The sequence below is a fragment of the Streptomyces sp. NPDC057543 genome, assembly GCF_042801895.1.
Classification (GTDB): domain Bacteria; phylum Actinomycetota; class Actinomycetes; order Streptomycetales; family Streptomycetaceae; genus Streptomyces.
Map to the genome: position 1 here is coordinate 1 of NZ_JBHVFF010000143.1, position 20,886 is coordinate 20,886.

15 protein-coding genes and 2 pseudogenes are annotated in these 20,886 nt (G+C 71.0%); 11 read left to right on the forward strand and 6 right to left on the reverse strand.

Going from position 1 to position 20,886, the window contains the following annotated elements; all coding sequences use genetic code 11:
• The coding region (locus tag ACFU8Q_RS23115) for an alpha-amylase family glycosyl hydrolase (RefSeq protein WP_384456952.1) at positions 1-1,083 on the reverse strand (1,083 nt) is incomplete at its 3' end.
• 169 nt (positions 1,084-1,252) lie between these two features.
• On the opposite strand from ACFU8Q_RS23115, the gene ACFU8Q_RS23120 reads away from it, so the two are divergent.
• A complete protein-coding gene (locus tag ACFU8Q_RS23120; protein ID WP_384456954.1) occupies positions 1,253-2,641 on the forward strand; it encodes a GH1 family beta-glucosidase in 1,389 nt (462 codons plus the stop codon).
• A 309-nt stretch (positions 2,642-2,950) separates the two neighbouring features.
• Positions 2,951-3,407, forward strand: a pseudogene (locus ACFU8Q_RS23125) (alpha/beta fold hydrolase); the annotation flags it as partial.
• A gap of 39 nt (positions 3,408-3,446) precedes the next feature.
• Here ACFU8Q_RS23125 and ACFU8Q_RS23130 read toward each other — a convergent pair.
• Positions 3,447-4,409: a GNAT family N-acetyltransferase gene (locus ACFU8Q_RS23130; protein WP_384456956.1), complete on the reverse strand. Its 963-nt coding sequence runs from the start codon at positions 4,407-4,409 to the stop codon at positions 3,447-3,449.
• 184 nt (positions 4,410-4,593) lie between these two features.
• Here ACFU8Q_RS23130 and ACFU8Q_RS23135 point away from each other — a divergent pair, with 184 nt between their 5' ends.
• A complete protein-coding gene (locus tag ACFU8Q_RS23135) occupies positions 4,594-5,163 on the forward strand; it encodes an FHA domain-containing protein (RefSeq protein WP_384456958.1) in 570 nt (189 codons plus the stop codon).
• A gap of 31 nt (positions 5,164-5,194) precedes the next feature.
• Here ACFU8Q_RS23135 and lpdA read toward each other — a convergent pair whose 3' ends face one another.
• Complete coding sequence (lpdA, locus tag ACFU8Q_RS23140) at positions 5,195-6,622, reverse strand: dihydrolipoyl dehydrogenase (protein WP_384456978.1); 1,428 nt, start codon at positions 6,620-6,622, stop codon at positions 5,195-5,197.
• A gap of 133 nt (positions 6,623-6,755) precedes the next feature.
• Between lpdA and ACFU8Q_RS23145 the strand changes: the two genes are divergently transcribed.
• Together ACFU8Q_RS23145 and ACFU8Q_RS23150 are read left to right on the forward strand one after the other, a co-directional pair.
• Positions 6,756-7,658, forward strand: a complete 903-nt coding sequence (locus tag ACFU8Q_RS23145) for a LysR substrate-binding domain-containing protein (RefSeq protein ID WP_384456960.1) — start codon at positions 6,756-6,758, stop codon at positions 7,656-7,658.
• A 92-nt stretch (positions 7,659-7,750) separates the two neighbouring features.
• Positions 7,751-7,972 (forward strand): annotated as a pseudogene (locus ACFU8Q_RS23150) (cytochrome); the annotation flags it as partial.
• Here the strand turns inward: ACFU8Q_RS23150 and treY are convergent.
• A complete protein-coding gene (gene treY / locus ACFU8Q_RS23155; protein WP_384456962.1) occupies positions 7,932-10,328 on the reverse strand; it encodes a malto-oligosyltrehalose synthase in 2,397 nt (798 codons plus the stop codon). The pseudogene ACFU8Q_RS23150 and the gene treY overlap by 41 nt on opposite strands.
• 89 nt (positions 10,329-10,417) lie before the next feature.
• A complete protein-coding gene (gene glgX / locus ACFU8Q_RS23160; protein WP_384456964.1) occupies positions 10,418-12,598 on the reverse strand; it encodes a glycogen debranching protein GlgX in 2,181 nt (726 codons plus the stop codon).
• A gap of 356 nt (positions 12,599-12,954) precedes the next feature.
• Here glgX and ACFU8Q_RS23165 point away from each other — a divergent pair, with 356 nt between their 5' ends.
• Positions 12,955-14,187 carry an SAV2148 family HEPN domain-containing protein gene (locus ACFU8Q_RS23165; RefSeq protein WP_384456965.1) on the forward strand — a complete coding sequence of 411 codons (1,233 nt, stop codon included), beginning with the start codon at positions 12,955-12,957 and terminating at the stop codon, positions 14,185-14,187.
• 148 nt (positions 14,188-14,335) lie between these two features.
• Positions 14,336-15,064 carry a 3'-5' exonuclease gene (locus tag ACFU8Q_RS23170; RefSeq protein WP_384456967.1) on the forward strand — a complete coding sequence of 243 codons (729 nt, stop codon included), beginning with the start codon at positions 14,336-14,338 and terminating at the stop codon, positions 15,062-15,064.
• Between the two features lie 97 nt (positions 15,065-15,161).
• Here ACFU8Q_RS23170 and ACFU8Q_RS23175 read toward each other — a convergent pair whose 3' ends face one another.
• Positions 15,162-16,028: a phosphotransferase enzyme family protein gene (locus tag ACFU8Q_RS23175; protein ID WP_384456969.1), complete on the reverse strand. Its 867-nt coding sequence runs from the start codon at positions 16,026-16,028 to the stop codon at positions 15,162-15,164.
• Positions 16,029-16,153: 125 nt separating this feature from the next.
• Between ACFU8Q_RS23175 and ACFU8Q_RS23180 the strand changes: the two genes are divergently transcribed.
• The 4 genes from ACFU8Q_RS23180 to ACFU8Q_RS23195 all read left to right on the forward strand — a co-directional run bounded on the left by ACFU8Q_RS23180 (position 16,154) and on the right by ACFU8Q_RS23195 (position 20,810).
• Positions 16,154-17,104: a carbohydrate ABC transporter permease gene (locus ACFU8Q_RS23180; RefSeq protein ID WP_384456970.1), complete on the forward strand. Its 951-nt coding sequence runs from the start codon at positions 16,154-16,156 to the stop codon at positions 17,102-17,104.
• Positions 17,101-17,940 carry a carbohydrate ABC transporter permease gene (locus ACFU8Q_RS23185; RefSeq protein ID WP_384456972.1) on the forward strand — a complete coding sequence of 280 codons (840 nt, stop codon included), beginning with the start codon at positions 17,101-17,103 and terminating at the stop codon, positions 17,938-17,940. Before ACFU8Q_RS23180 ends, ACFU8Q_RS23185 begins: the two co-directional genes overlap by 4 nt.
• Positions 17,940-19,238 (forward strand): ABC transporter substrate-binding protein, encoded by a 1,299-nt coding sequence (locus ACFU8Q_RS23190; RefSeq protein WP_384456974.1) that lies wholly within the window; start codon positions 17,940-17,942, stop codon positions 19,236-19,238. The genes ACFU8Q_RS23185 and ACFU8Q_RS23190 overlap by 1 nt, the downstream gene beginning before the upstream one ends.
• Before the next feature lie 369 nt (positions 19,239-19,607).
• Positions 19,608-20,810, forward strand: coding sequence for a S8 family serine peptidase (locus ACFU8Q_RS23195; RefSeq protein WP_384456976.1), 1,203 nt, complete (start codon positions 19,608-19,610; stop codon positions 20,808-20,810).
• Positions 20,811-20,886: the final 76 nt, after the last annotated feature.

A 20,886-nucleotide genomic window follows, 5' to 3' on the forward strand; every position in this document is an offset into this window, starting at 1 on the left:
GTACGTACCGTTGTGGAAGAACGCGCTCGTCACGGTCTTCGCCACGGCCGCCAGGGGGGCCGTGGCGAAGTCCGCGTAATAGCCCTGGGACTCGCCGGTCAGCGCGGTGTGCAGGGCGTGGTGGAAGTCGTCGTTCCACTGGGCGTGCAGCCCGATGCCGCCCGATTCGCGCGGTGTCGTCGTCCGCGGATCACAGCGGTCGGACTCGGCGATCAGCGAGAGCGGACGACCGACTTCGGCGGCCAGCGCGTCGGTCGCCGCGGCCAGCTCCTCAAGGAACGTCAGCGCCCGGTCGTCGGCCAGGGCGTGGACGGCGTCCAGCCGCAGCCCGTCGAGCCGGTAGTCCCGCAGCCAGGCGAGCGCGCTGCCCAGCAGATACGCCCGCACCTCGTCCGAACCGGGCGCGTCGAGATTGACCGCCGCGCCCCACGGCGTGTGGTGGCTCTCGGTGAAGTACGGGCCGAAGGCCGGGAGATGGTTGCCGGACGGGCCGAGATGGTTGTGGACCACGTCCAGGACGACCGCGAGCCCGAGACCGTGCGCCGTGTCGACAAAGCGCTTCAGCCCTTCCGGGCCGCCGTACGGTTCGTGCACGGCCCAGAGCGACACCCCCTCGTACCCCCAGCCGTGGGTTCCGGGGAAGGGGCAGACCGGCATCAGCGACACATGGGTGATGCCCAGTTCGGCGAGATGGCCGAGCCGGGCCGTCGCGGCGTCGAAGGTGCCCTCGTCGGTGTACGTACCGATGTGCAGCTCGTACAGGACGGCGCCCGGCAGCCCCCGGCCCGCCCAGTCATTGCGCCAGGCGTACGCCGAGTGGTCGACGACGGCGCTCTCGCCGTCCGGTCCGTTCGGCTGCCGGCGCGAGCGCGGATCGGGCAGCACGGTCCCGTCGCCCGCACCTTCGCCGCCCCCGCCGGCCTCGTCCCCGTTCAGCACGAAGCCGTAGCGGTCCCCGTCCGACGCCTCCGCCTCGACCGTCCACCAGCCGTCCCGCAGGGGATCACGCCCCATCGCACGCGGCGCCCCCGCCAGTCGCAGTTCCACCGAGTCCGCATCTGGTGCCCATACCTCGAACAGCATGCAACGCTCCTCGTCTCCTCGCCCCTGCGCTCCATGGTCGGCAGTAGCCGCGACGGCTGACTCACGACACTGGATCGAGCCCGTTACTGGCGATTAAGGTCTGGTTCTGATCATTGCCCCGTCAGGTTCTGCTCAATACGCGCTCCCTCTTACGGCTGTGGAGGCCGAGATGACTGTGCCGTCGTTCCCGCCCGGTTTCCTCTGGGGGGCCGCCGCCTCCGCGTTCCAGACCGAAGGCGCGTCCGAGACCGACGGCAAGGGCCCCTCCGGCTGGGATGCCTTCGCCGCACAGCCCGGACGGATCAAGGACGGCACCGACACCACCCGCGCAACCGGCTTCCACCGGCACTACCGCGAGGACGTCGCCCTCCTGGCCGGTCTCGGCGCCGATGCCTTCCGGTTCTCCATCAGCTGGCCGCGCGTGGTCCCCGGCGGCAGCGGACCGGTCAACCCGCAGGGGCTCGACTTCTATGACCGCCTCGTCGACGAACTCTGCGCCCACGGCATCACCCCGGCCCCCACCCTCTACCACTGGGACACCCCGCTGGCCCTGGAGGAGGAGGGAGGATGGCTCAACCGCGACACGGCCTACCGCTTCGCCGAGTACGCGGGCATCGTCGCCGAGCGCCTCGCCGACCGCGTACCGATGTGGATCACCATCAACGAACCGGCCGAAGTGACGATGCTCGGCTACGCCCTCGGCGAGCACGCACCGGGCCGCACCCTCCTCTTCGACGCCTTGCCCGCGGCCCACCACCAGCTCCTCGCCCACGGCCTGGCCGTCCGCGCCCTGCGCGGCGCGGGCGCGGACAACATCGGCATCGCCGTCTCGCACACCCCTGTCTGGACGGCCGGGGACCGTGACGAGGACCGCCTGGGCGCGGAGCTGTACGACACGATCACCAACTGGTTGTTCGCCGACCCGATCCTCACCGGCCGCTACCCCGACGAGAACTTCGCCGCGCTGATGCCGGGCCCGGTCGAGGACGACCTGGCGACCATCTCCACCCCCATCGACTGGTACGGGGTCAACTACTACAACCCCACCCTCGTCGGCGCCCCGCACACGGAAGCCCCGGACTCCTTCTCCGGCTTCCGGATGCCCGCCGAACTCCCCTTCGGTATCCGCGAGATAGAGGGTTACGAGAAGACCGACTTCGGCTGGCCCGTCGTCCCCGACGGGCTGCGCGAAACCCTCGTCCAGCTCCACAGCCGCTTCGGCGACCGACTCCCGCCGCTCTACATCACCGAGAACGGCTGCGCCGTCGACGAGCCCGCCCGGGACACCCGCCGGATCGCCTACCTCGAAGAGCACCTGAGGTCCCTGCGCACGGCCATCGACGCGGGCGTCGACGTCCGCGGCTACTTCACCTGGTCGCTCACCGACAACGTCGAATGGACCGAGGGCGCCAGCAAGCGGTTCGGTCTCGTCCACATCGACTACGAGACGCTGCGCCGGACGCCCAAGGACTCGTACGCCTGGTACCGGGAACTGATCCGCACACAGAAGTCCTCCGCGGTCCGGCACGGCGCCCCGGAGAAGCCCGGAGCCCGCTGACCGCCCGCCGCGTGATCAATGCTGTGCGTCACATGTCCTGACATGGCCCTCGGCACTCAAGACCGCCACTACCAGTGCTTCTGCCGCTAGCGCGAAGGTGACCTTCCCGAACGCCGTTCGGGATCAGCCGAAGCGCCTACGTTTCACCCATGAGTCGACGTCATGTGCCCCACACCTTCACAGCGGTCGACACCCAGCCGCAGCCGACCGAACTCGTCTCAGTCCTGAAGTGCCTGGCCGCCGAGCCGTTCTATGGTGCTTACAAACAGCGGCTGCGAGACCTCCTGCAGGCCCGTCCGGGCGGACGCCGGCCTGCCCGGCAGCAACCTGGTCACCTCCGCCAGGTTGCCCGGCGGCCTGGCCCTGGCCTTCAACCTGCTCCGCCTGAAGCCCATGCGCCGACTTCCGGTGACCTGGGGCTGGATGACCAAGCGGCCGGTGCCGCCCGAAGATCATGGATGCCTGGTTCCGGCCCGTGGTCAGCTCCGCCGAGGTGCGCCGCGACCTGCGCAAGTACGTCCTCAGCACCCCGCCGAAGGCCGAGTTGCTCGCCTGGTCCGAGGCGCTTCGCACCTTCGACCGCCCCACCCTTGTCGCCTGGGCCACCGAGGACCGCGTGATGCCCCTCTCCCACGGCCGCCGCCTGGCCGAACTGCTGCCGCAGGCCGAGCTCGTCGAGATCGCCGACAGCTACACGCTGATCCCCGAGGACCAGCCCGCCGTCCTCACCGCCCACCTGCGGAGCTTCCTCGCCGGCCGGCCGTGAAGCACGCTGACGAGCGCGCAACGCAGGCAGATCCGCCGCTCAGGACTTCTCGTCCCAGACCATGTCGAAGGCGCGCTCGAAGTTCACGTACCCGAGGCGTTCGAAGGACCTCGCCATCGGGACGTTGCCGAGATCGGTCGCGGCCCGGATCCGTTCCACGCCGTCCTGCGCCCCCAGCACCCTGGTCCCCTCGGCGAGGATGTCGTCGATGTACCCGTGGCCGCGCCGGGCGGGCAGCACACCGATGTACGCGATGATCGGGTTGTAGCTGTTGCGCGCCGGAATAACGAACCCGACCGGCTCACCGTCCGGCAGTTCGGCGATGCGCCACCACTCCCGTGGTGTCGGGTACGCGACCAGCTCCTCGTCGTAGTGCTTCTCGGCCGCCTCGCGAGCGCTGAGCCCGGACTCCAGGTCGGCCCGTCCGTGCGCGTCGAGGGTGCCCTCCATCACCGGTGTCATCAGCGCGAGAAGATCCTCCCGTCCGTCGACCGGGCGGAACCGCAGCCGGCCGCTGTCGGCGGGGACCGGCGTACCGGCGCGCCACTCCAGGCGCAGCCGCTCGACCAGCATCCGCGCACCGGAACGCTCCATGACCCGGATCCGGGCTTCGACGGCATCGCGCGCCACCGGGTCCTCGCGCCAGTCCGGCGGGACGTAGCGACCGTACTCGGGCCGCGGGGCACCGGCCGGTACGACCGCCGCCGTCGCCGCCTCCAGCAGCCGCAGGCCCGCCTCGCCGCGTTCGGGCTCGGGCAGGGTGTCGTCGAGGTCGAAGACGTCGAGCAGCAGCGGCACGTCACCGTCCCGGCTCCACCAAGCGATCCGTGCCACCACCCGTTCGCCGCGCAGCGCCATCCACATCCACTCGGGCCGGCGACGCCCGCTCTCCAGATCCTCCGCGAGCTCGTGATCGAGAACGTACGAGAGTTGGCAAAAGAGCCCGAGCTCCTGCGGACCGGCGAGCGGTCGGACAGTCAATTCCCCCGGTGCAGAGGTCACATGATCTCCCTGAAATGCGTAAAAGGCCGTGTGGCGGTCGCCGGGCGGCCGGCGGCGCAGAGAGTACAACGCCTGCCCGGCAGCCGCCCCGGAATTTTCCGTGCCGGTGTTCCGCGCAGGTCAGGAGGGCGGAAAGCCTGGGTTCTTCTGGACACTCCGGGGCGGTCGGCCGACAATTGACCGCGTGACGTCCCCCTTCGAGTTCCACACGTACCCCGCGCGGCTGTCCGACGCCCAGCGCGACCGTGTTCTCGGCGTGCTCAGAGAGGGCGCGGCACAGGGCAAGCTGTCCCACGACACCTTCATGCGACGCATGGAACTGGCCCTCGCCGCCCGGCGCTCGGAGGAGCTTGCGGCGCTCACCGCCGACCTGGAGAGCGAAGGCCGCTGGTCACGGCGGGTACTCCGGATCGTGAGCGGGGTGTCCGGCTTTCCCGGCCGGGTACGCCGGGTCTGGCAGACCGAACGGCTCCCGAAGCTCCTGCTCCCCGCCCCCAGCCCCTACCCCCTGCTGATCGGCCGCGACCCGGGCAACGGCCTGCGGCTCAACCACGAGACCGTCTCCCGGCTCCACGCGGAACTCACCGTGCAGGGCGGCCGTTGGCTGCTGCGCGACCTCGGCTCGACCAACGGCACCTGTGTCAACGGGCAACGGGTCACCGGCACGGTCCCGGTCCGTGAGGGGGACCAGGTGAGCTTCGGCCGCATGAGCTTCCGGCTCTCCGCGCCCGTCGTCGGACCCCCTCCCCGATAGCCGACCGGGCCCCAGGGCCCCTTCGTCCGGATCAGGACTGCTGGTGGAGACCGCGCCCGGCGAGCGTGAGGAAGGCCTCGCCGACCGCCTCGGAGAGCGTCGGGTGGGCGTGGATGTGAAGCGCCACATCGGCGGGTTCGGCGTCCCATCCGACGATCAGCTGGCTCTCGGCGATCATCTCGGAGACATGCGGGCCGACGAGATGCACCCCGAGCACCCGGCCATTCCGCCCGGCGACGGCCTTCACCATGCCGCCCTGCCCGTGGACCATGCCCTTGGCCACGGCGGTGAGCGGCATGGTGTTGACCGCGACATCGTGCCCGGCGTCGCGGGCCTGATCCTCGGTCAGGCCCACCGACGCGGTCTGCGGGGACGAGTACGTGACCCGGGGGACGGCTGCGTAGTCCACCGCCGGTGAGCGCAGACCGGCCAGCGTCTCGGCGGCCAGCAGCCCCTCGGCGAAGGACGCGTGAGCCAGCCCCGGGGACGGCGGCGGCAGTAGATCGCCCACCACGTGCAGGCCCGGCACGGACGTTTCGAGACGGGACCAGTCGGCGGGCACCACATGACCGCGGTCGTCGGCGGCCAGACCAGCCGCCGCAAGACCGAGTCCGTCCGTCACCGGGGCACGCCCCACCGCGACGAGCAGCCGCTCGGCCCGCACCGTGCGGGTTTCGCCGCGCGAGGTGCGTACGGTCGCCACGACCTCGTCGTCCCCCACGACCGCGTCCAACAGCCTTGCTCCGGCCAGCACATCGATGCCTCGCCTCTTCAGGCCGCGGGTCAGATGGCGCGACACATCGACATCCTCCAGCGGTACGAGCCGGTCGGCGGCCTCGACCAGGGTGACGTCCGCGCCCATCGACCGGTGGAACGAGGCGTACTCGACCCCGATAGCCCCGCCGCCCAGCACCAGGACGGACCGCGGCAGCCCCGGCGCGAACAACGCGTCGTCACTGGTGACCACGCGGCGCCCGTCGGCGGTCAGACCCGGCAGCATGCGCGGCCGGGATCCGGTCGCGAGAACGATGCCACGGCGTGCGACAACCTCCCCGTAACCGTTGATCCGCGCACTGCGAGGGCCGATCAACTCTGCGCTCCCGTAAGCCACTTCGACTGAGGCGTGCGCGAGGTGGCCCGCCACGCCGCGGTGATTGCGCGCCACGATGTCGTCCCTCGTCGCGGCCAGCGCGGGCCAGTCCACCGATTCCACGGCCGCCCGCACACCCCAACGCTCCCGGGCCTCCGCGATGCCGTCCACGAGTTCGGCGGCGTGCAGCATCGCCTTGCTGGGGATGCAGCCGCGATGCAGGCAGGTGCCGCCGACCTTGTCGCGCTCCGCGAGCACCACCTTCAGACCCAGGGAAGCGGCCCGCAGGGCGGTGGAGTACCCGCCGGTGCCACCGCCGATCACCAGCACGTCGGTCTCGTTCTCGTTCAATTCCCCGGCCCGATTCATGGCCACAGCCTCTGCCTGCTCCTTGCCATGAGTCCAAGACAATGTTTCTTTGGACCCGATGCACAGCCTTTATGGGTCGAGGTACGGGTACGGGCCGCCGGACACGGTCCACCAGGAAGACGGGGAGCACGCGGTGAGCCTGCGACAGATGGAGTACTTCGTCACGGTCGTCGAGGCGGCGTCGTTCACCCGGGCCGCCGAACTCCTCCATGTCACCCAGCCCGCGCTCTCTCACCAGATCAAGGCCCTGGAGAAGACCGTCGGCGGCGCCCTGCTCGAACGGCTGCCGCGGGGTGTGCGGCTGACGCCGATGGGCCGTGCCTTCCTGCCGCACGCCGAGCGCTCCGTACGCAGTGCCGCGCAGGCGCGGCGTGCGGCCAGGGCGGCGGCGGGGGCGGAGGGCGGCGAGCTGCACATCGCGACGGTGCACGCGGTGGCCGTCGGCATCCTCCCGGACGTCTTCGCCCGCTGGCGCCGGGCGCACCCCGGGGTCGCTCTCGTGCTCCACGAGTACGCCACCCCGGAGGCGCTGGAGGAACACATCGAACGGGGCACCGCCGACCTCGCCGTCGGCCCCCCGCCCGCGCACTGGCCGGGGCCCGTCGTCCCGGTCGGCGAGGAGGAGATCGTCCTGGTCGTTCCGTTCGACGACCGGCTCGCCGGACGCACCTCGGTCCGACTCCAGGAGCTGGCCGATCGGCCCTGGGTGCGCTGCGCGATGGAGCCCGTGGTGCAGGGCCGGGCGTTCCTGGACCGGGCCTGCGGACAGGCCGGCTTCACGCCCCGTACGGCGGTGCGCACCGAACACACCTCGACAGCGGTACGGATGGCCGCGGCCGGTGTCGGAGTCGCGGCAGCCCCCGTACACGTGGTCCGGGGATCGGTCGGCGAGGACTGCGCGGTGCTCGCCGTCGACCCGCCGTGGCGGCGTCGGCTGACGGTCTTCTCCCGAGTCGAGCTCACCGGGGCCGCCGCCGCGTTCACGGAGCTGCTCGGTGCCTCCGGGCCGTTCTGCCTCCGGTCGCCCGCGGGCTGAGTTACGGCCCGTCCGGGCGCGCCGCCATCACCAGGACGGCCGTACACCGAATGCGCGACGCCGCCGGCGGTGCTCCCCTGCTGAGGAACCGGGCCGCCGCCGACCTCTTCGACCCCTTCCGCCGTGACCAGGGCCGTTCCCTCACCGGACCGCCCGGCTGCCCCGCCGTGGTGCTCGGCCGGCTGGAGGCCCGGCAGGGCCTGCGCGCCCTGCTCGACGCGATGCCCCGGCTCCGCCGGCCGGACGGTTTCCGCCCGGTCGGCACCGGGCTGCTCACCCGCGGTCCGCGGGCCCTTCTCGTCCGACCCGGCTGAGCAGCGCCACCGGCCGTTCGGCGAACAGGTCGACCGCCGCGACCGTGGCCCCGGTGAACTTCCGGCCCGCTGCCAGCAGATCGGTCCACGGGCCGTCGTCCGGCAGCGTCAGCTCCGTCCCGCGCCAGCCGCCGGACTCCGCCAGCCGCAGCGACAGCCTGGTCACCGCCGTGACCACCTCGCCCGAACGGCAGAAGGCCAGACAGTGCGCGGCCGCCGGGCCCCGCGCGCTCAGCGGGGTGTACGTTGCCGACTCGCCGAACACCTCGGGCCGGTCGCGCCGCAGCCGCAGCGCGACCGCCGTGAGCTCGCCCTTCTCGCTGGACGGTCCGTCCTCGGGCGGGTGGCGGAACGGCCGCCGGTTGTCCGGGTCGACCAGCGCCACGTACTCCCGTTCCGTGCCCTGATACAGGTCCGGCACACCCGGCATCGTCAGCTGCACCAGCGCCGCGCCGAGCACATTGGCCCGTACATACGGGTCGAGCGTGCCCGCGAACCGCTCCAGCTCCTCCCGCACCGGACCGTTGCCCGCGGCCGGCCCCGCAGCCACGAAGTCCGTCACCGCCCGCTCGTACGCCGGATCCGGCTCGGTCCAGCTGGTGAAGAGCCCCGCTTCGCGGACCGCCTTCAGCAGTGCGGGCTCCAGCCGCCCCGCCATCTCGCGGGCCGGCAGCCTCGCGCAGCCGTACGCCGTCTGCCAGGCCTGCCAGGCAAGCTGTGCGTCGGGCGCGGCCGCGGGAGTCACCCGTGCCAGCTCCACCAGCAGCCAGGACCACTGCTCCGGGCACTCCGTCAGCACCGCGAGCCGGGCCCGTACATCTGCGCTTCGCTTGGTGTCGTGAGTGGTCAGCGCCGTGCCTGTGGCAGGCCAGTCGCGCGCCAGCCGGGCGCAGAACGCGTGGAACTCCTCCGGCGTCACCGCCGGATGCCCGGGATCGCCGCCCACCTCGTTCGCCGAGATCAGCGGCACGTACCGGTAGAACGCCGTGTCCTCGACCGACTTCGCGCGAAGCGCCGACGCGGTCTGGGCGAACCGGGCGCAGAACGCGGCCCGGTCGGGCCCCTCGCCCAGCCGCCCCAGCGCCAGCTCCCGCACCACATCGACGGCCGATGCCTCCTCGGGAACGGAGAACACCGCCTTCGCGTCCTCCACGACCCCGTCCGGGAGCGCAGCCCGGGCCGTCTCCGTGCAGGGGCCACCGGCCGTCACGTAGGGGCGGTAGACGGGTACGCGTACGAGCAGTTCGCGCACGGCGGTGTGCAGCGCCCACGGGGCATGGTCCCGCAGCGCGGGGTCCTCGGCGCAGATGCGTACCGCGAGCCGGGTCAGCAGCGCGGTCTCGGCGGCCAATTCATGTGTCACCACCCGGTACGCGGCCCGTCGCACGGTCGCCGTCCAGTGACCGCCGCGGTCCCCGGCCGGTCCCGAGTACTCCCGGTAGCGGCCGATCAGCTCCGCCGCACCCATCGGATCGACGAACAGGCCGTCGATCCGGTGCAGCGCGTCGTACCCCGTCGTCCCGGCGACCGCCCAGTCAGCGGGCAGCGGTTCGGCACCCGTGAGGATCTTCTCCACCACCGTCCACCGCCCGCCGGTCGCCGCCGAGAGCCGCTCCAGGTAGGCCGCGGGATCGGCGAGCCCGTCGGGGTGGTCGATGCGCAGGCCGTCGACGACCCCGTCCCGGACCAGTTCCAGGATCTTGCCGTGGGTGGCGGCGAAGACCTCGGGATCCTCCACCCGCACTCCGATGAGGTCGGAGATGGTGAAGAACCGACGGTAGTTCAGCTCCGTACGGGCCAGCCGCCACCAGCCGAGCCGGTAGTGCTGGGCATCCAGCAGCTCGGACATCGGCAGATGGGCGGTGCCGGTCCGGAGCGGGAACTCCTGCTCGTCGTGGCGCAGCACCTCCCCGTCGACCCGGAGCCTGTCGAGCTCGACGCCGATCGGCCCGGCGAGCACCGGCAGCAGCACCTTGCCGCCGCCCGCCGCCCAGTCGATGTCGAACCAGCGGGCGTACGGGGACGTGGCGCCCTCGCGCAGCACTTCCCACAGCGCGTGGTTGAGGCGGGGCACGGCGGCCATGTGGTTCGGCACGAGGTCCACGATCAGCCCGAGTCCGTGCTCACGCGCCGTACGGGCCAGCTCCCGCAGCCCCTCCTCCCCGCCGAGTTCGGCGCGCACCCGGCCGTGGTCGACGACGTCGTACCCGTGTCTGGAGCCGGGCACGGCTTCGAGGACCGGGGACAGGTGCACATGGGAGACGCCGAGCGAGGCGAGATACGGCACGGCCTGTCCGGCGGCCGAGAACGGGAAGTCCGGCTGGAGCTGGAGCCGGTAGGTGGCGGTGGGCGTCATGCGCCGTTACGTACCCAGACTGCGGCCTTCTGTGTCACGGAACGCGCCAATGGGCTCGACCGGCGGTGTCGCCGGCCGCCGGCCGGGACCTACGCGGGCCGCTGCAGGACCGCCAGGCTCCGCCCGACCAGCGTCACCCGTTCGCCCGCCGACACCTTCGGCCCCGAGCCGGGAAGCACTCCGGCGGGGCGCGCCGTGTCGACCACCACCAGCCACTGCCGACCGTGATTCACCGGAACGGAGAAGTCCAGCGTCTCGGCGCTCGCGTTGAACATCAGCAGGAACGAGTCGTCGGAGATCCGCTCGCCGCGCGGGCCCGGCTCCGAGATCGCGTGACCGTTGAGAAAGACCGTCAGCGCCTTGGCGTGCGCGGCCTGCCAGTCCCGCTGCGTCATCTCGCGGCCCTCGGGCGTGAACCACGCGATGTCCGAGAGCTCGTCGTGCGTGCCCTCGACCGGCCGCCCGTGGAAGAACCGGCGGCGCCGGAAGACCGGGTGGTCGCGGCGGAGCCAGACCATCGCCCGGGTGAACTCCAGCAGGCTGCTGCCCAGACCGTCCCCCTCGGCGGGAGCGTCCCCGTCCGCGTCGTCCGTGTCGTCAGCCGCGGCCGCGGCCTCGGCCGGGTCGGGCCAGTGCACCCACGACAACTCGTTGTCCTGGCAGTACGCGTTGTTGTTGCCCCGCTGCGTGCGCGCGAATTCGTCGCCATGGCTCAGCATCGGCACGCCCTGCGACAGCATCAGCGTGGCGATGAAGTTCCGCATCTGCCGCATCCGCAGCTCCAGCACCTCCGGCTCGTCCGTATCGCCCTCCGCGCCGCAGTTCCAGGACCGGTTGTGGCTCTCGCCGTCGCGGTTGCCCTCGCCGTTCGCCTCGTTGTGCTTGTCGTTGTACGAGACCAGGTCGTGCAGGGTGAACCCGTCGTGGCAGGTGGTGAAGTTGATCGAGGCGAGCGGCCGCCGTCCGTCGTCCTGGTAGAGGTCCGACGACCCGGTCAGCCGCCCGGCGAACTCGGCGAGGGTTCTCGGCTCGCCCCGCCACAGGTCCCGCACGGTGTCCCGGTACTTGCCGTTCCACTCCGTCCACAGCGGCGGGAAGTTCCCCACCTGATAGCCGCCCTCACCCACGTCCCACGGTTCGGCGATCAGTTTCACCTGGCTGACCACCGGGTCCTGCTGCACCAGGTCGAAGAACGACGACAGCCGGTCCACCTCGTGGAACTGCCGGGCCAGGGTGGCCGCCAGATCGAAGCGGAACCCGTCCACGTGCATGTCCGTGACCCAGTACCGCAAGGAGTCCATGATCAGCTGGAGCACGTGCGGCGAGCGCATCAGCAGGGAGTTTCCGGTCCCCGTGGTGTCCATGTAGTACCGCTGGTCGTCCGCGAGCCGGTAGTACGAGGCGTTGTCCAGGCCCCGGAAGGAGAGCGTCGAACCCAGGTGGTTGCCCTCCGCGGTGTGGTTGTAGACCACGTCGAGGATCACCTCGATGCCCGCCTGATGCAGCGCCCGTACGGCCTGTTTGAACTCCAGCACCTGCTCACCGCGGTCGCCCCAGGAGGCGTACTCGTTGTGCGGGGCGAAGAAACCGATGGTGTTGTAACCCCAGTAATTGGCCAGCCCCGCGTCCGCCAGCCTGTGGTCCTGGACGAACTGGTGCACCGGCATCAATTCGATCGCCGTGACACCCAGTTCCGTCAGGTGGGCGATCACCTCCGGATGGGCCAGCCCCGCGTACGTGCCGCGCAGTTCCTCCGGCAGAGCCGGATGGAGCATCGTCAGGCCCTTCACATGGGCCTCGTAGATCACGGTGCGGTGGTAGTCCGTACGGGGCCGCCGGTCGTCGCCCCAGTCGAAGTACGGGTTGACCACGACCGAGGTCATGGTGTGGGGCGCCGAGTCGAGATCGTTGCGCGCGTCGGGCCGGCCGAACGGATAGCCGTACACCGCCTCGCCCCACCGGATCTGACCCGCGACGGCCCTGGCATACGGGTCGAGCAGCAGTTTGGCCGAATTGCAGCGGACGCCGCGCTCCGGTTCGTACGGGCCATGGACCCTGAATCCGTACCGCTGACCGGGCATTACCCCGGGCAGATAGGCATGGCGGACGAACGCGTCGGTCTCCCTGAGTTCCACCGCCGTCTCGGAACCGTCGTCGTGCAGCAGGCACAACTCGATTCGGTGGGCGGCCTCCGAGAAGACCGCGAAGTTGGTCCCGGCGCCGTCGTACGTGGCACCGAGCGGATACGCCTGTCCCGGCCAGACCTGCATAGGTTCGACTCTTCCACTTCTGATCCGGGTGTCTGGGGCTTTCGGGCTGCTTGTGCCAGATCTTCCCCGAAAGTGGTGCGGCTACCTAGGACGTCGCGCGGTCCGGTCAACATCGGGCCTCCCCGTGTCGCTCGGAACGGGAATCCGGGGTGCCGAGCCGGTCGTGGGCCCCGTGCAGGGCCCCGGACGGGGGTCCAATCACTATGAATCCGCTCACTACGGCAGATCTCGCACCTGGGAACGTGCCTATGTCACAGGGGAGTTGACGAAGCAGCCTGCGCATCCTGCTGCACCGGATCCCGCTCGCGGAGTACCCTTCCTTGATCGTTGGTGGGGGAGTGGAAGGCGGTGCGCGGGTGAGCTCGGGAGGGTTCGAGCTGCCTCCAGGTGACGCGGGTCACGAGGGGGAATCCACCGATGCCCCGCCCGGGGCGGTCTCACTTGCGCGGCCCATGGAGATCGGCGCGGAACTGGACTGGGGAGCGGACGCCTGGAGCGAGGTGCGTACGCGCGCCCAGCGGGCCGGGCGTGCCTACATCTGGCTGAATCTCGTGGAGCAGCGGCTGCGCGCCGTGGTCGCCGCGGTGCTCCGGCCCATCTACGAGCCGGTCCACGGCGAGGACTGGGTGGTGGCCGCCGCCGGGCCCGCCGGGCAGGAGTGGGTGCAGCGCGCCGTCGCCGTACGCGAGGTCTCCCGCCGCAAGGGCTATCTGCTGGACCCGGCCGACGACAACGTGCTGAGCTTCCTCACGCTGCCGCAATTGCGCGAGCTGATGGTCCAGCACTGGCCGTGTTTCGAGGCGTACTTCGACGACCGGCGCGAGGTCGAGCTGGCGCTCGACGAGCTGGAGGTCGCCCGCAATGTGGTCTCCCGCAACCGGGCCCTGAACGAGGCGGTCCTCGCCCAGGCCGAGCGAGCCTCGGCCCGGCTCCTGGAGATCCTGGGCAGCGGGGCGGCGGTCCCCTCGTCCGACCGGCTTCCGGTCGACGCCGTCGAGGAGCTGGTCGGCGACCGGTACGCGGATGTGGTCTCCGTCCACTCCGACCGGGTGCGGCTCCAGCGCCAGCTGCCCGCCGAGGACCTCTTCGGCGGTGCGCGCCGCCTCGACGCGATCGGCATCGGACTCAATCTGCTGGTGCAGAACTTCTCCGGCCGTCGGCTGATCCGGCTCGCCGAGTCGGGCTGCCGGGTCCGGCTCCTGTTCATCAACCCGGCGAGCAGCGCAGTCAAGCGCCGTGAGCGGGAGCTGGGCCTCAAGAAGGGCGAGCTGAGCCGGTCGGTGGAGATGAACATCCTCCACATGCGCCGGGTCCGCTCCAAGCTCCGGGATCCGGGCGCGTTCGAGATCCATGTCTTCGACGAGACGCCGCGCTTCACGGCCTACCTGGTGGACGGTGACGGGACGGACGCGGTCGGGGTCGTCCAGACGTATCTGCGGCGCGCACGCGGCATGGAGGCGCCCGTGCTGGTGCTGCGCGGCGGTGGGCGCGCGGTGGTCCGGGCGGGACAGGAGAACGAGCACGGGCTCTTCGAGACGTACCGCGAGGAGTTCGAGTCCGTGTGGGCGGACTCCCGGCCGGTCTCTTGAGAGGTTGTCTCCTACGGAGCCGTTCCTGTGGAGCCGTTTCCCGGCCGTTGCTCCTGAGAGCTGTTCCTGAGGGGCTGTCCGTCCGTTGTCAGTGGTGCATGCGAGGGTGGTCATCACCTGGGGGAGAGCACCACGAAGGAGGTACGGGATGAGCTGGCACCGGGAGGCGCTGGTCGGCTTCGACCTGGAGACGACGGGCACGGAACCGCTGGAGGCCCGGATCGTGACAGCCGCGGTCGTCGGCGTCGGCGGCAGGGACGGGGAGCCGGTGCGGCAGGACACCTGGCTGGCGGATCCGGGTATCCGGATCCCCGCGCAGGCCTCGGCGATCCACGGCATCAGCAGCGAGCGGGCTTCGGCGGAGGGCCGGCCGGTGCGCGAGGTGGCCGACGAGATCGCGGGGACGCTCACGGAGTACTGGCGCCGCGGCGTGCCGGTCGTCGCGTACAACGCGGCCTTCGATCTGACACTGCTGACGGCGGAGTTGCGGCGGCACGGGCTGCCGTCTCTGAGCGATCGGCTCGACGGGGCCGGGATCGGGCCGGTCATCGACCCGTACACCATCGACCGGGCCGTCGACCGCTACCGCAAGGGCAAGCGCACCCTCGAAGCGGTCTGCGTCGAGTACGGCGTGGTGCACGGCGGCGCCCATGACGCGGGGGCGGACGCGCTGGCCGCGGTCCGGGTGGCGTACGCGATAGCCGAGCGGCACGGCTCGGTGGCCGAGCTGACCGCCGCCGAACTCCATGAGCGCCAGGTGGAGTGGTACGCGCAATGGGCGGCGGACTTTCAGCAGTTCCTGCGCCGCAAGGGCACGGCGGACGCGGTGATCGACGGCCGCTGGCCCCTGCGCGAGCCGGCCCCGGTGACCGGCTGAGGACGCGGCCGGCCCCGAGCGGTCCGTGCTTGCGGGCGGTGCGGCGGCCACCGGACGGCCCCGGTCACCCGCGCTCCGGACCGGGGGTGTCCGCGCCCTAGAACGGATACCACCGCACCGTCGCGTCCCCGTCGCGCAGTGATGCCACCCGGCGGCGGAACTCCGCGAGTGCCTTCGGGTTGGTCGGCGCGTGCTGGGACACCCACGCGCAGCTGGCCGTCTCCCGCGCACCGCGCAGCACCGCACAGCCGTCCCATTCACGGACGTCCCAGCCGTACGCGGCGGTGAAGGCGTCGTACGCCTCGGCCGCCAGCCCGTACCGGTCCCGGGAGAGCGCGAGCACCACCAGGTCGTGCTCGCGCAGATCGGCGGAGAAGGTCTCCAGATCGACCAGCACCGGACCGTCCGGGCCGACGTGGACATTACGGGGGAGGGCATCGCCATGGATCGGACCGGGCGGCAGATGGGGGACCAGCGCGGCCGCCGCCGTCGCGAAGCCGTCGCGGCGCTCACGCAGATACTCGGCGTCGGCCGGGTCGATCGCATCGCCCGCGAGCCGTAGCCAGCGCTCGACCCCGCCCAGCAGCTCACGGCGGGGAAGGGTGAACCCGTCCGGCGCGGGCAGCGCGTGGACCAGGGTGAGCAGCCGCGCCAGATCCTGCGGCTCTGCCGGGCGTACGGCATCGGGCAGCCGGTGCCAGAGCGTCACCGGGTGGCTCTCCACCAGCCGCGCCCGGGGCTCGGCGGCCCGCACGGCGGGGACCCCCGAAGCGGCCAGCCACTCGGCGACGGCCACCTCGCGCTCGGCCCGGTCCCGCAGTTCCGGGTTCCGCACGGCGTCCCGGCCGACCTTGACCACCAGGTCGCCCACGGCGAACACCGCGTTCTCACCCAGCGCGAGCAGCTCCGCACCGCCGGACAGTCCGGCAGCGGTCAGCACCTCGCGCGCACGCTTCTCGTTCATGGCTCCGATTTTCGCATCCGTGCAGGCCCGCTTGACGAACCGAGGGCCCGTCAGCACGATGACGAGGGCCACCTGAGCGGCCAGAACGGTATGAAACCGATCGAATGACGCAAGGGGGCGAATTCATGACATTAGCGATTGCGACCGTAAAATCCCGGACGCACGGCCCGCCCGGCAGTCCGCACGACAAGCGGCACCGGCCAGTCAAGCGGAGCGCCGGCTCCTGGTTCCTGGTGCTGCCCGCGCTGATCCCGATCCTCATCCTCAGCGTCGGCCCGCTCCTCTACGGCATCGCGCTGGCTTTCACCGACGCCCAGTCCGGCCGCACCCGCTCCACCCAGTGGGTGGGCGGGCTGAATTTCCAGGACCTGCTCCACGACACCCTCTTCTGGGAGTCCTTCCGGATCGGTCTCCTGTGGGCGGTCGGCGTCACGGTCCCGCAGTTCGTGCTGGCGCTCGGCCTCGCCCTGCTGCTCAACCAGAATCTGCGGATGCGCTGGCTGGCCCGGGCGCTGGCGATCATTCCGTGGGCGATGCCCGAGGTGGTCGTCGGCATCATGTGGCGGCTCGTCTACAACCCGGACGCGGGGGTCCTCAACGAGACCATCCGCGATCTCGGCCTCGGCGACGGCCGGGCCTGGCTCACCGGACTCGCCACCGCCCTGCCCGCCGTGATCGTCGTGGGCGTCTGGGCCGGCATGCCGCAGACCACCGTCGCCCTACTGGCCGGTCTGCAGAACACCCCGCACGAACTCCACGAGGCCGCCGCGCTGGACGGAGCGGGCGCCTGGCGACGCTTCCGCACCGTCACCTGGCCCGCGCTCAGACCCGTCGCTCTCTCCATCACCGCGCTCAACTTCATCTGGAACTTCAACTCCTTCGCCCTGGTCTACGTACTGACCAACGGCGGACCCGGCGGCCGTACCCGGCTGCCGATGCTCTTCGCCTACGAAGAGGCATTCCGCTACGGCCAGTTCGGCTACGCCGCGGCGATGGGCTGTGTGATGGTCGCGGTGATCTCCGTGATCCTCGCCGGGTATCTCGTCGGCCGGCTCCGGGGAGGCGAGGACCGGTGAGCGCGCGTACCAGCAGATCCGCACGTGCCGGACAGTACGTCGCACTGCTCGGCTATCTCGTCTTTCTGGCGTTCCCGTTCCTGTGGCTGATCTCCACCGCCTTCAAACCGGCGCGCGAACTGGGCTCTCTGCACCCGACCTGGATCCCCGAACATCCGACGCTCGACAACTTCCGCGCGGCGTTCGACGAACAGCCGCTGCTCCAGGCCGCTGCCAATTCGCTGATCGTCGCCCTCTGCGCCGCCGTCGTCGCGGTTCTCGTCGCCACGCCCATGGCGTATGTGACGGCCCGCCATCGCTCCAGGCTCTCGACGGCCGCCACCGGCTGGGTCGTGGTCAGCCAGGCGTTCCCGTTCGTCCTGCTGATCATTCCGCTCTTCCTGATCCTCAAGAATCTCCATCTGATCAACACCCTGTGGGGGCTGGCCATGGTGTACGTGGTCTGGGCGCTGCCGTTCGCGCTGTGGATGCTGACCGGATACGTACGGGCCGTGCCCGCCGAGCTCGAAGAGGCCGCCTCGGTCGACGGCGCGGGCCGGCTGCGCACGCTCGTCTCGGTCACCGCGCCGCTGCTGGCCCCCGGCATCGTCGCCACGGCGCTCTTCGCGTTCATCACCGCGTGGAACGAGTTCTTCTTCGCGCTCGTCCTGCTCAAGACCCCGGAGAAGCAGACCTTGCCGATCGTGCTGACCCACTTCCTCGGCGCGGAGGGCGCGGCCGATCTCGGGCCGCTCGCCGCCGCCGCGTTCCTCGCGACCCTTCCCTCGCTGGTCGTCTTCGCGCTCATCCAGCGGCGGATCACCGGTTCCATGCTGGCAGGGGCGGTGAAGAGCTGATGCGCGCACGGGTACGGACGACAGCCGCCGCCGCGGCCACCGCGCTGGCTCTGCTGCTCACCGGCTGCGCGGGGACGGACGACGGCAGGGGCGACGACGGGCGGACCGAGCTCAGCTTCCAGTCGCTGGCCTGGCAGAAGGAGTCCGTCGACGCCAACAAGCAACTGGTGAAGGAGTGGAACGCGACCCACCCCGACATCCATGTCACCTACGTCCAGGGCAGCTGGGACACCGTCCACGACCAGCTGCTCACCTCCTTCGAGGGCGACGAGGCCCCGGACGTCATCCACGACGCCTCCGACGACCTCGCCGACTTCGCGTACGGCGGCTACCTCGCCGATCTGCGCACGCTCCTCCCGGACCGGCTGACCGCCGACATCCCGCAGCAGAGCTGGCGGACCACCACCTTCGGCGACGGCGTCTACGGAGTCCCGTTCCTCCAGGAGCCCCGCGTACTGATCGCCAACACCAGGATCCTCAAGGAGTCGGGGGTCCGAATCCCCACCCCCGACAGCCCCTGGAGCTGGACCGAATTCCGGCAGGTCACCAAGGAGCTGACGGGCAAGGGGAGATACGGCGTCGCCTGGCCGCTCAAGGAGCCGGTCTCCGTCACCCTCAACCTCGGGCTCTCCGCCGGCGGTCGGCTCTTCCACCGCGACGCCGGCGGCAAGGTGACCATCCGCGCGGGCGAGGGCGACCGACTCGTCCCCGGCACCATTCACGACCAGGTGAACACCGACCACAGCGCCGCACGCACCACGCTCGGCATGGGCGGCTCCGACACCCTGCCGGGATTCTTCGGCGGCAAGTACGCCATGGTTCCGCTCGGCTTCTCGTACCGCCAGCAGGTCGTCGAGCAGGCCCCCGAGGGCTTCGAGTGGACGGTGCTGCCCGCCCCCGTCGGCAGCGGGGGACTCGCCCAGGGGGTGAGCCCGCAGACCCTCTCCGTCTCGGAGGCCAGCCCGCACAAGAAGGAGGCCGCGCAGTTCATCGACTTCCTGCTGCGGCCGGGGAACATGGTGCGCCTCGCCAAGGGGGACTGGATGCTTCCGACCGGCACGGCGGCCCTGGCGGACCCGGCCCTGCACACCGACAAGGACGGCTGGTCGACCGGTGTCGCGGTCGCGAAGGGGCTCCGGCCGGCGCCTGCCCAGGCGGTCCGCGGCTACCCGGAATGGAAGGACAAGGTCGCCACACCCGCCCTCCAGGAGTACTACAGCGGGGCGATCGGCGCGGCGGAGCTGAGGAAACGTCTGGTGGACGACGGGAACCGGGTGCTGGCCCGCTATCAGCGCTGAGACGGCCCCGAGAGGAGAGCGGCGCCCGCCACCCGGGGCCGAACCGCACGGGTGACGGGCGGGGGAGGAATCAAGCCGACTCCTCGCCCGCCCGGGGGCGCCGCCCCGTTCCCTCTTCCCGCCTGCGAAGGGTGCCGGTCGTCGACACGGGAGTGGCAAGCCCCATACCCGGGACGGGTGTTGCGACGGCCGCGTCCGACTTGGGCGAGGCTGGCCGGTTTCTTATTACGAAGCCTTGTTGCGTAAGTCACAGCCGCATGAAGGTCTTGATCTGAGCGCGTCAATCGGCAAGGGTTTCGAGCCAACCCCCGGAGATATTCCGGCCGGGGGCCAATCCCCCCACGAAGAATGACGAGGAGACCCCTCTTCATGGCAATTCACAAGCGCGCACGCCGGATCAAGCTGACCGCGGCGATAACCGCCGTGGCCGCAGCCGCCGGAGTCACCCTGATGGGCAGCTCCCTCGCCGGAGCCGCTCCGGCTCCCGCGACGGGCATCGTCTACGGTGCGGACGCGGCGAACGCCGTATCGGGCAGCTACATCGTGATGCTGGACCACAAGGCCGACAAGGCGAAGCTCGCCGAGGAGTACGGCGGCAGGCTCAAGCGGAACTACAGCTCCGCCATCAACGGCTTCTCCGCCAGCGGCCTTACGCTGACCGAGGCCAAGCGCCTGGCCGCCGACCCGGCCGTCTCCAAGGTCGTCCAGAACAAGAAGTTCCACATCGACGCCACCCAGGAGAACCCGCCGTCCTGGGGGCTGGACCGGATCGACCAGACCGAGACGGCCGGCGACGACGCGTACACCTACCCGGACAGCGCGGGCGAGGGCGTCACCGCGTACGTCATCGACACCGGTGTCCGCACCACGCACAACGAGTTCGAGGGCCGGGCCAGCTCGGGCTACGACGCCGTCGACAACGACGACAGCGCCGACGACGGCAACGGCCACGGCACCCATGTGGCGGGCACCATCGCCGGTGCGACCTACGGCGTCGCCAAGAAGGCGAAGATCGTCGCGGTCCGGGTCCTCGACGACTCCGGCTCGGGCACCACCGAGCAGGTCGTCGCCGGCATCGACTGGGTCACCGAGCACCACGAGGGCCCCTCCGTCGCCAACATGAGCCTCGGCGGCGGCGCGGACGAGGCGCTCGACGCCGCGGTCCAGAAGGCCATCGCCTCCGGAGTCACCTTCGCGGTGGCCGCCGGAAACGACTCCGCCGACGCGAGCGGCAGCTCCCCGGCCCGCGTCCCGGAGGCCATCACGGTCGCCTCGTCCACGGTGGACGACGAGCAGTCGTCGTTCTCCAACTACGGCTCGATCGTGGACATCTACGCCCCCGGATCGGACATCACCTCGTCCTGGAACGACAGCGACGACGGTTCCAACACCATCTCCGGTACGTCCATGGCGACCCCGCACGTCGTCGGTGCCGCCGCCCTCTACCTCTCCGGTCACCCGGACGCCACCCCGGAAGAGGTCGCCACGGCGCTGACCGACGGTGCCACCCCCGACGCGATCTCCGACGCGACGGAGGGCACACCGAACAAGCTGCTGAAGGTCGTCGAGTAACCGACCCCCGCAGACGTGACCGGGCAGCGGACGCCCGGCGCAACGGAATCGGCGGCCGCCGCGCCCTCCCCCACGG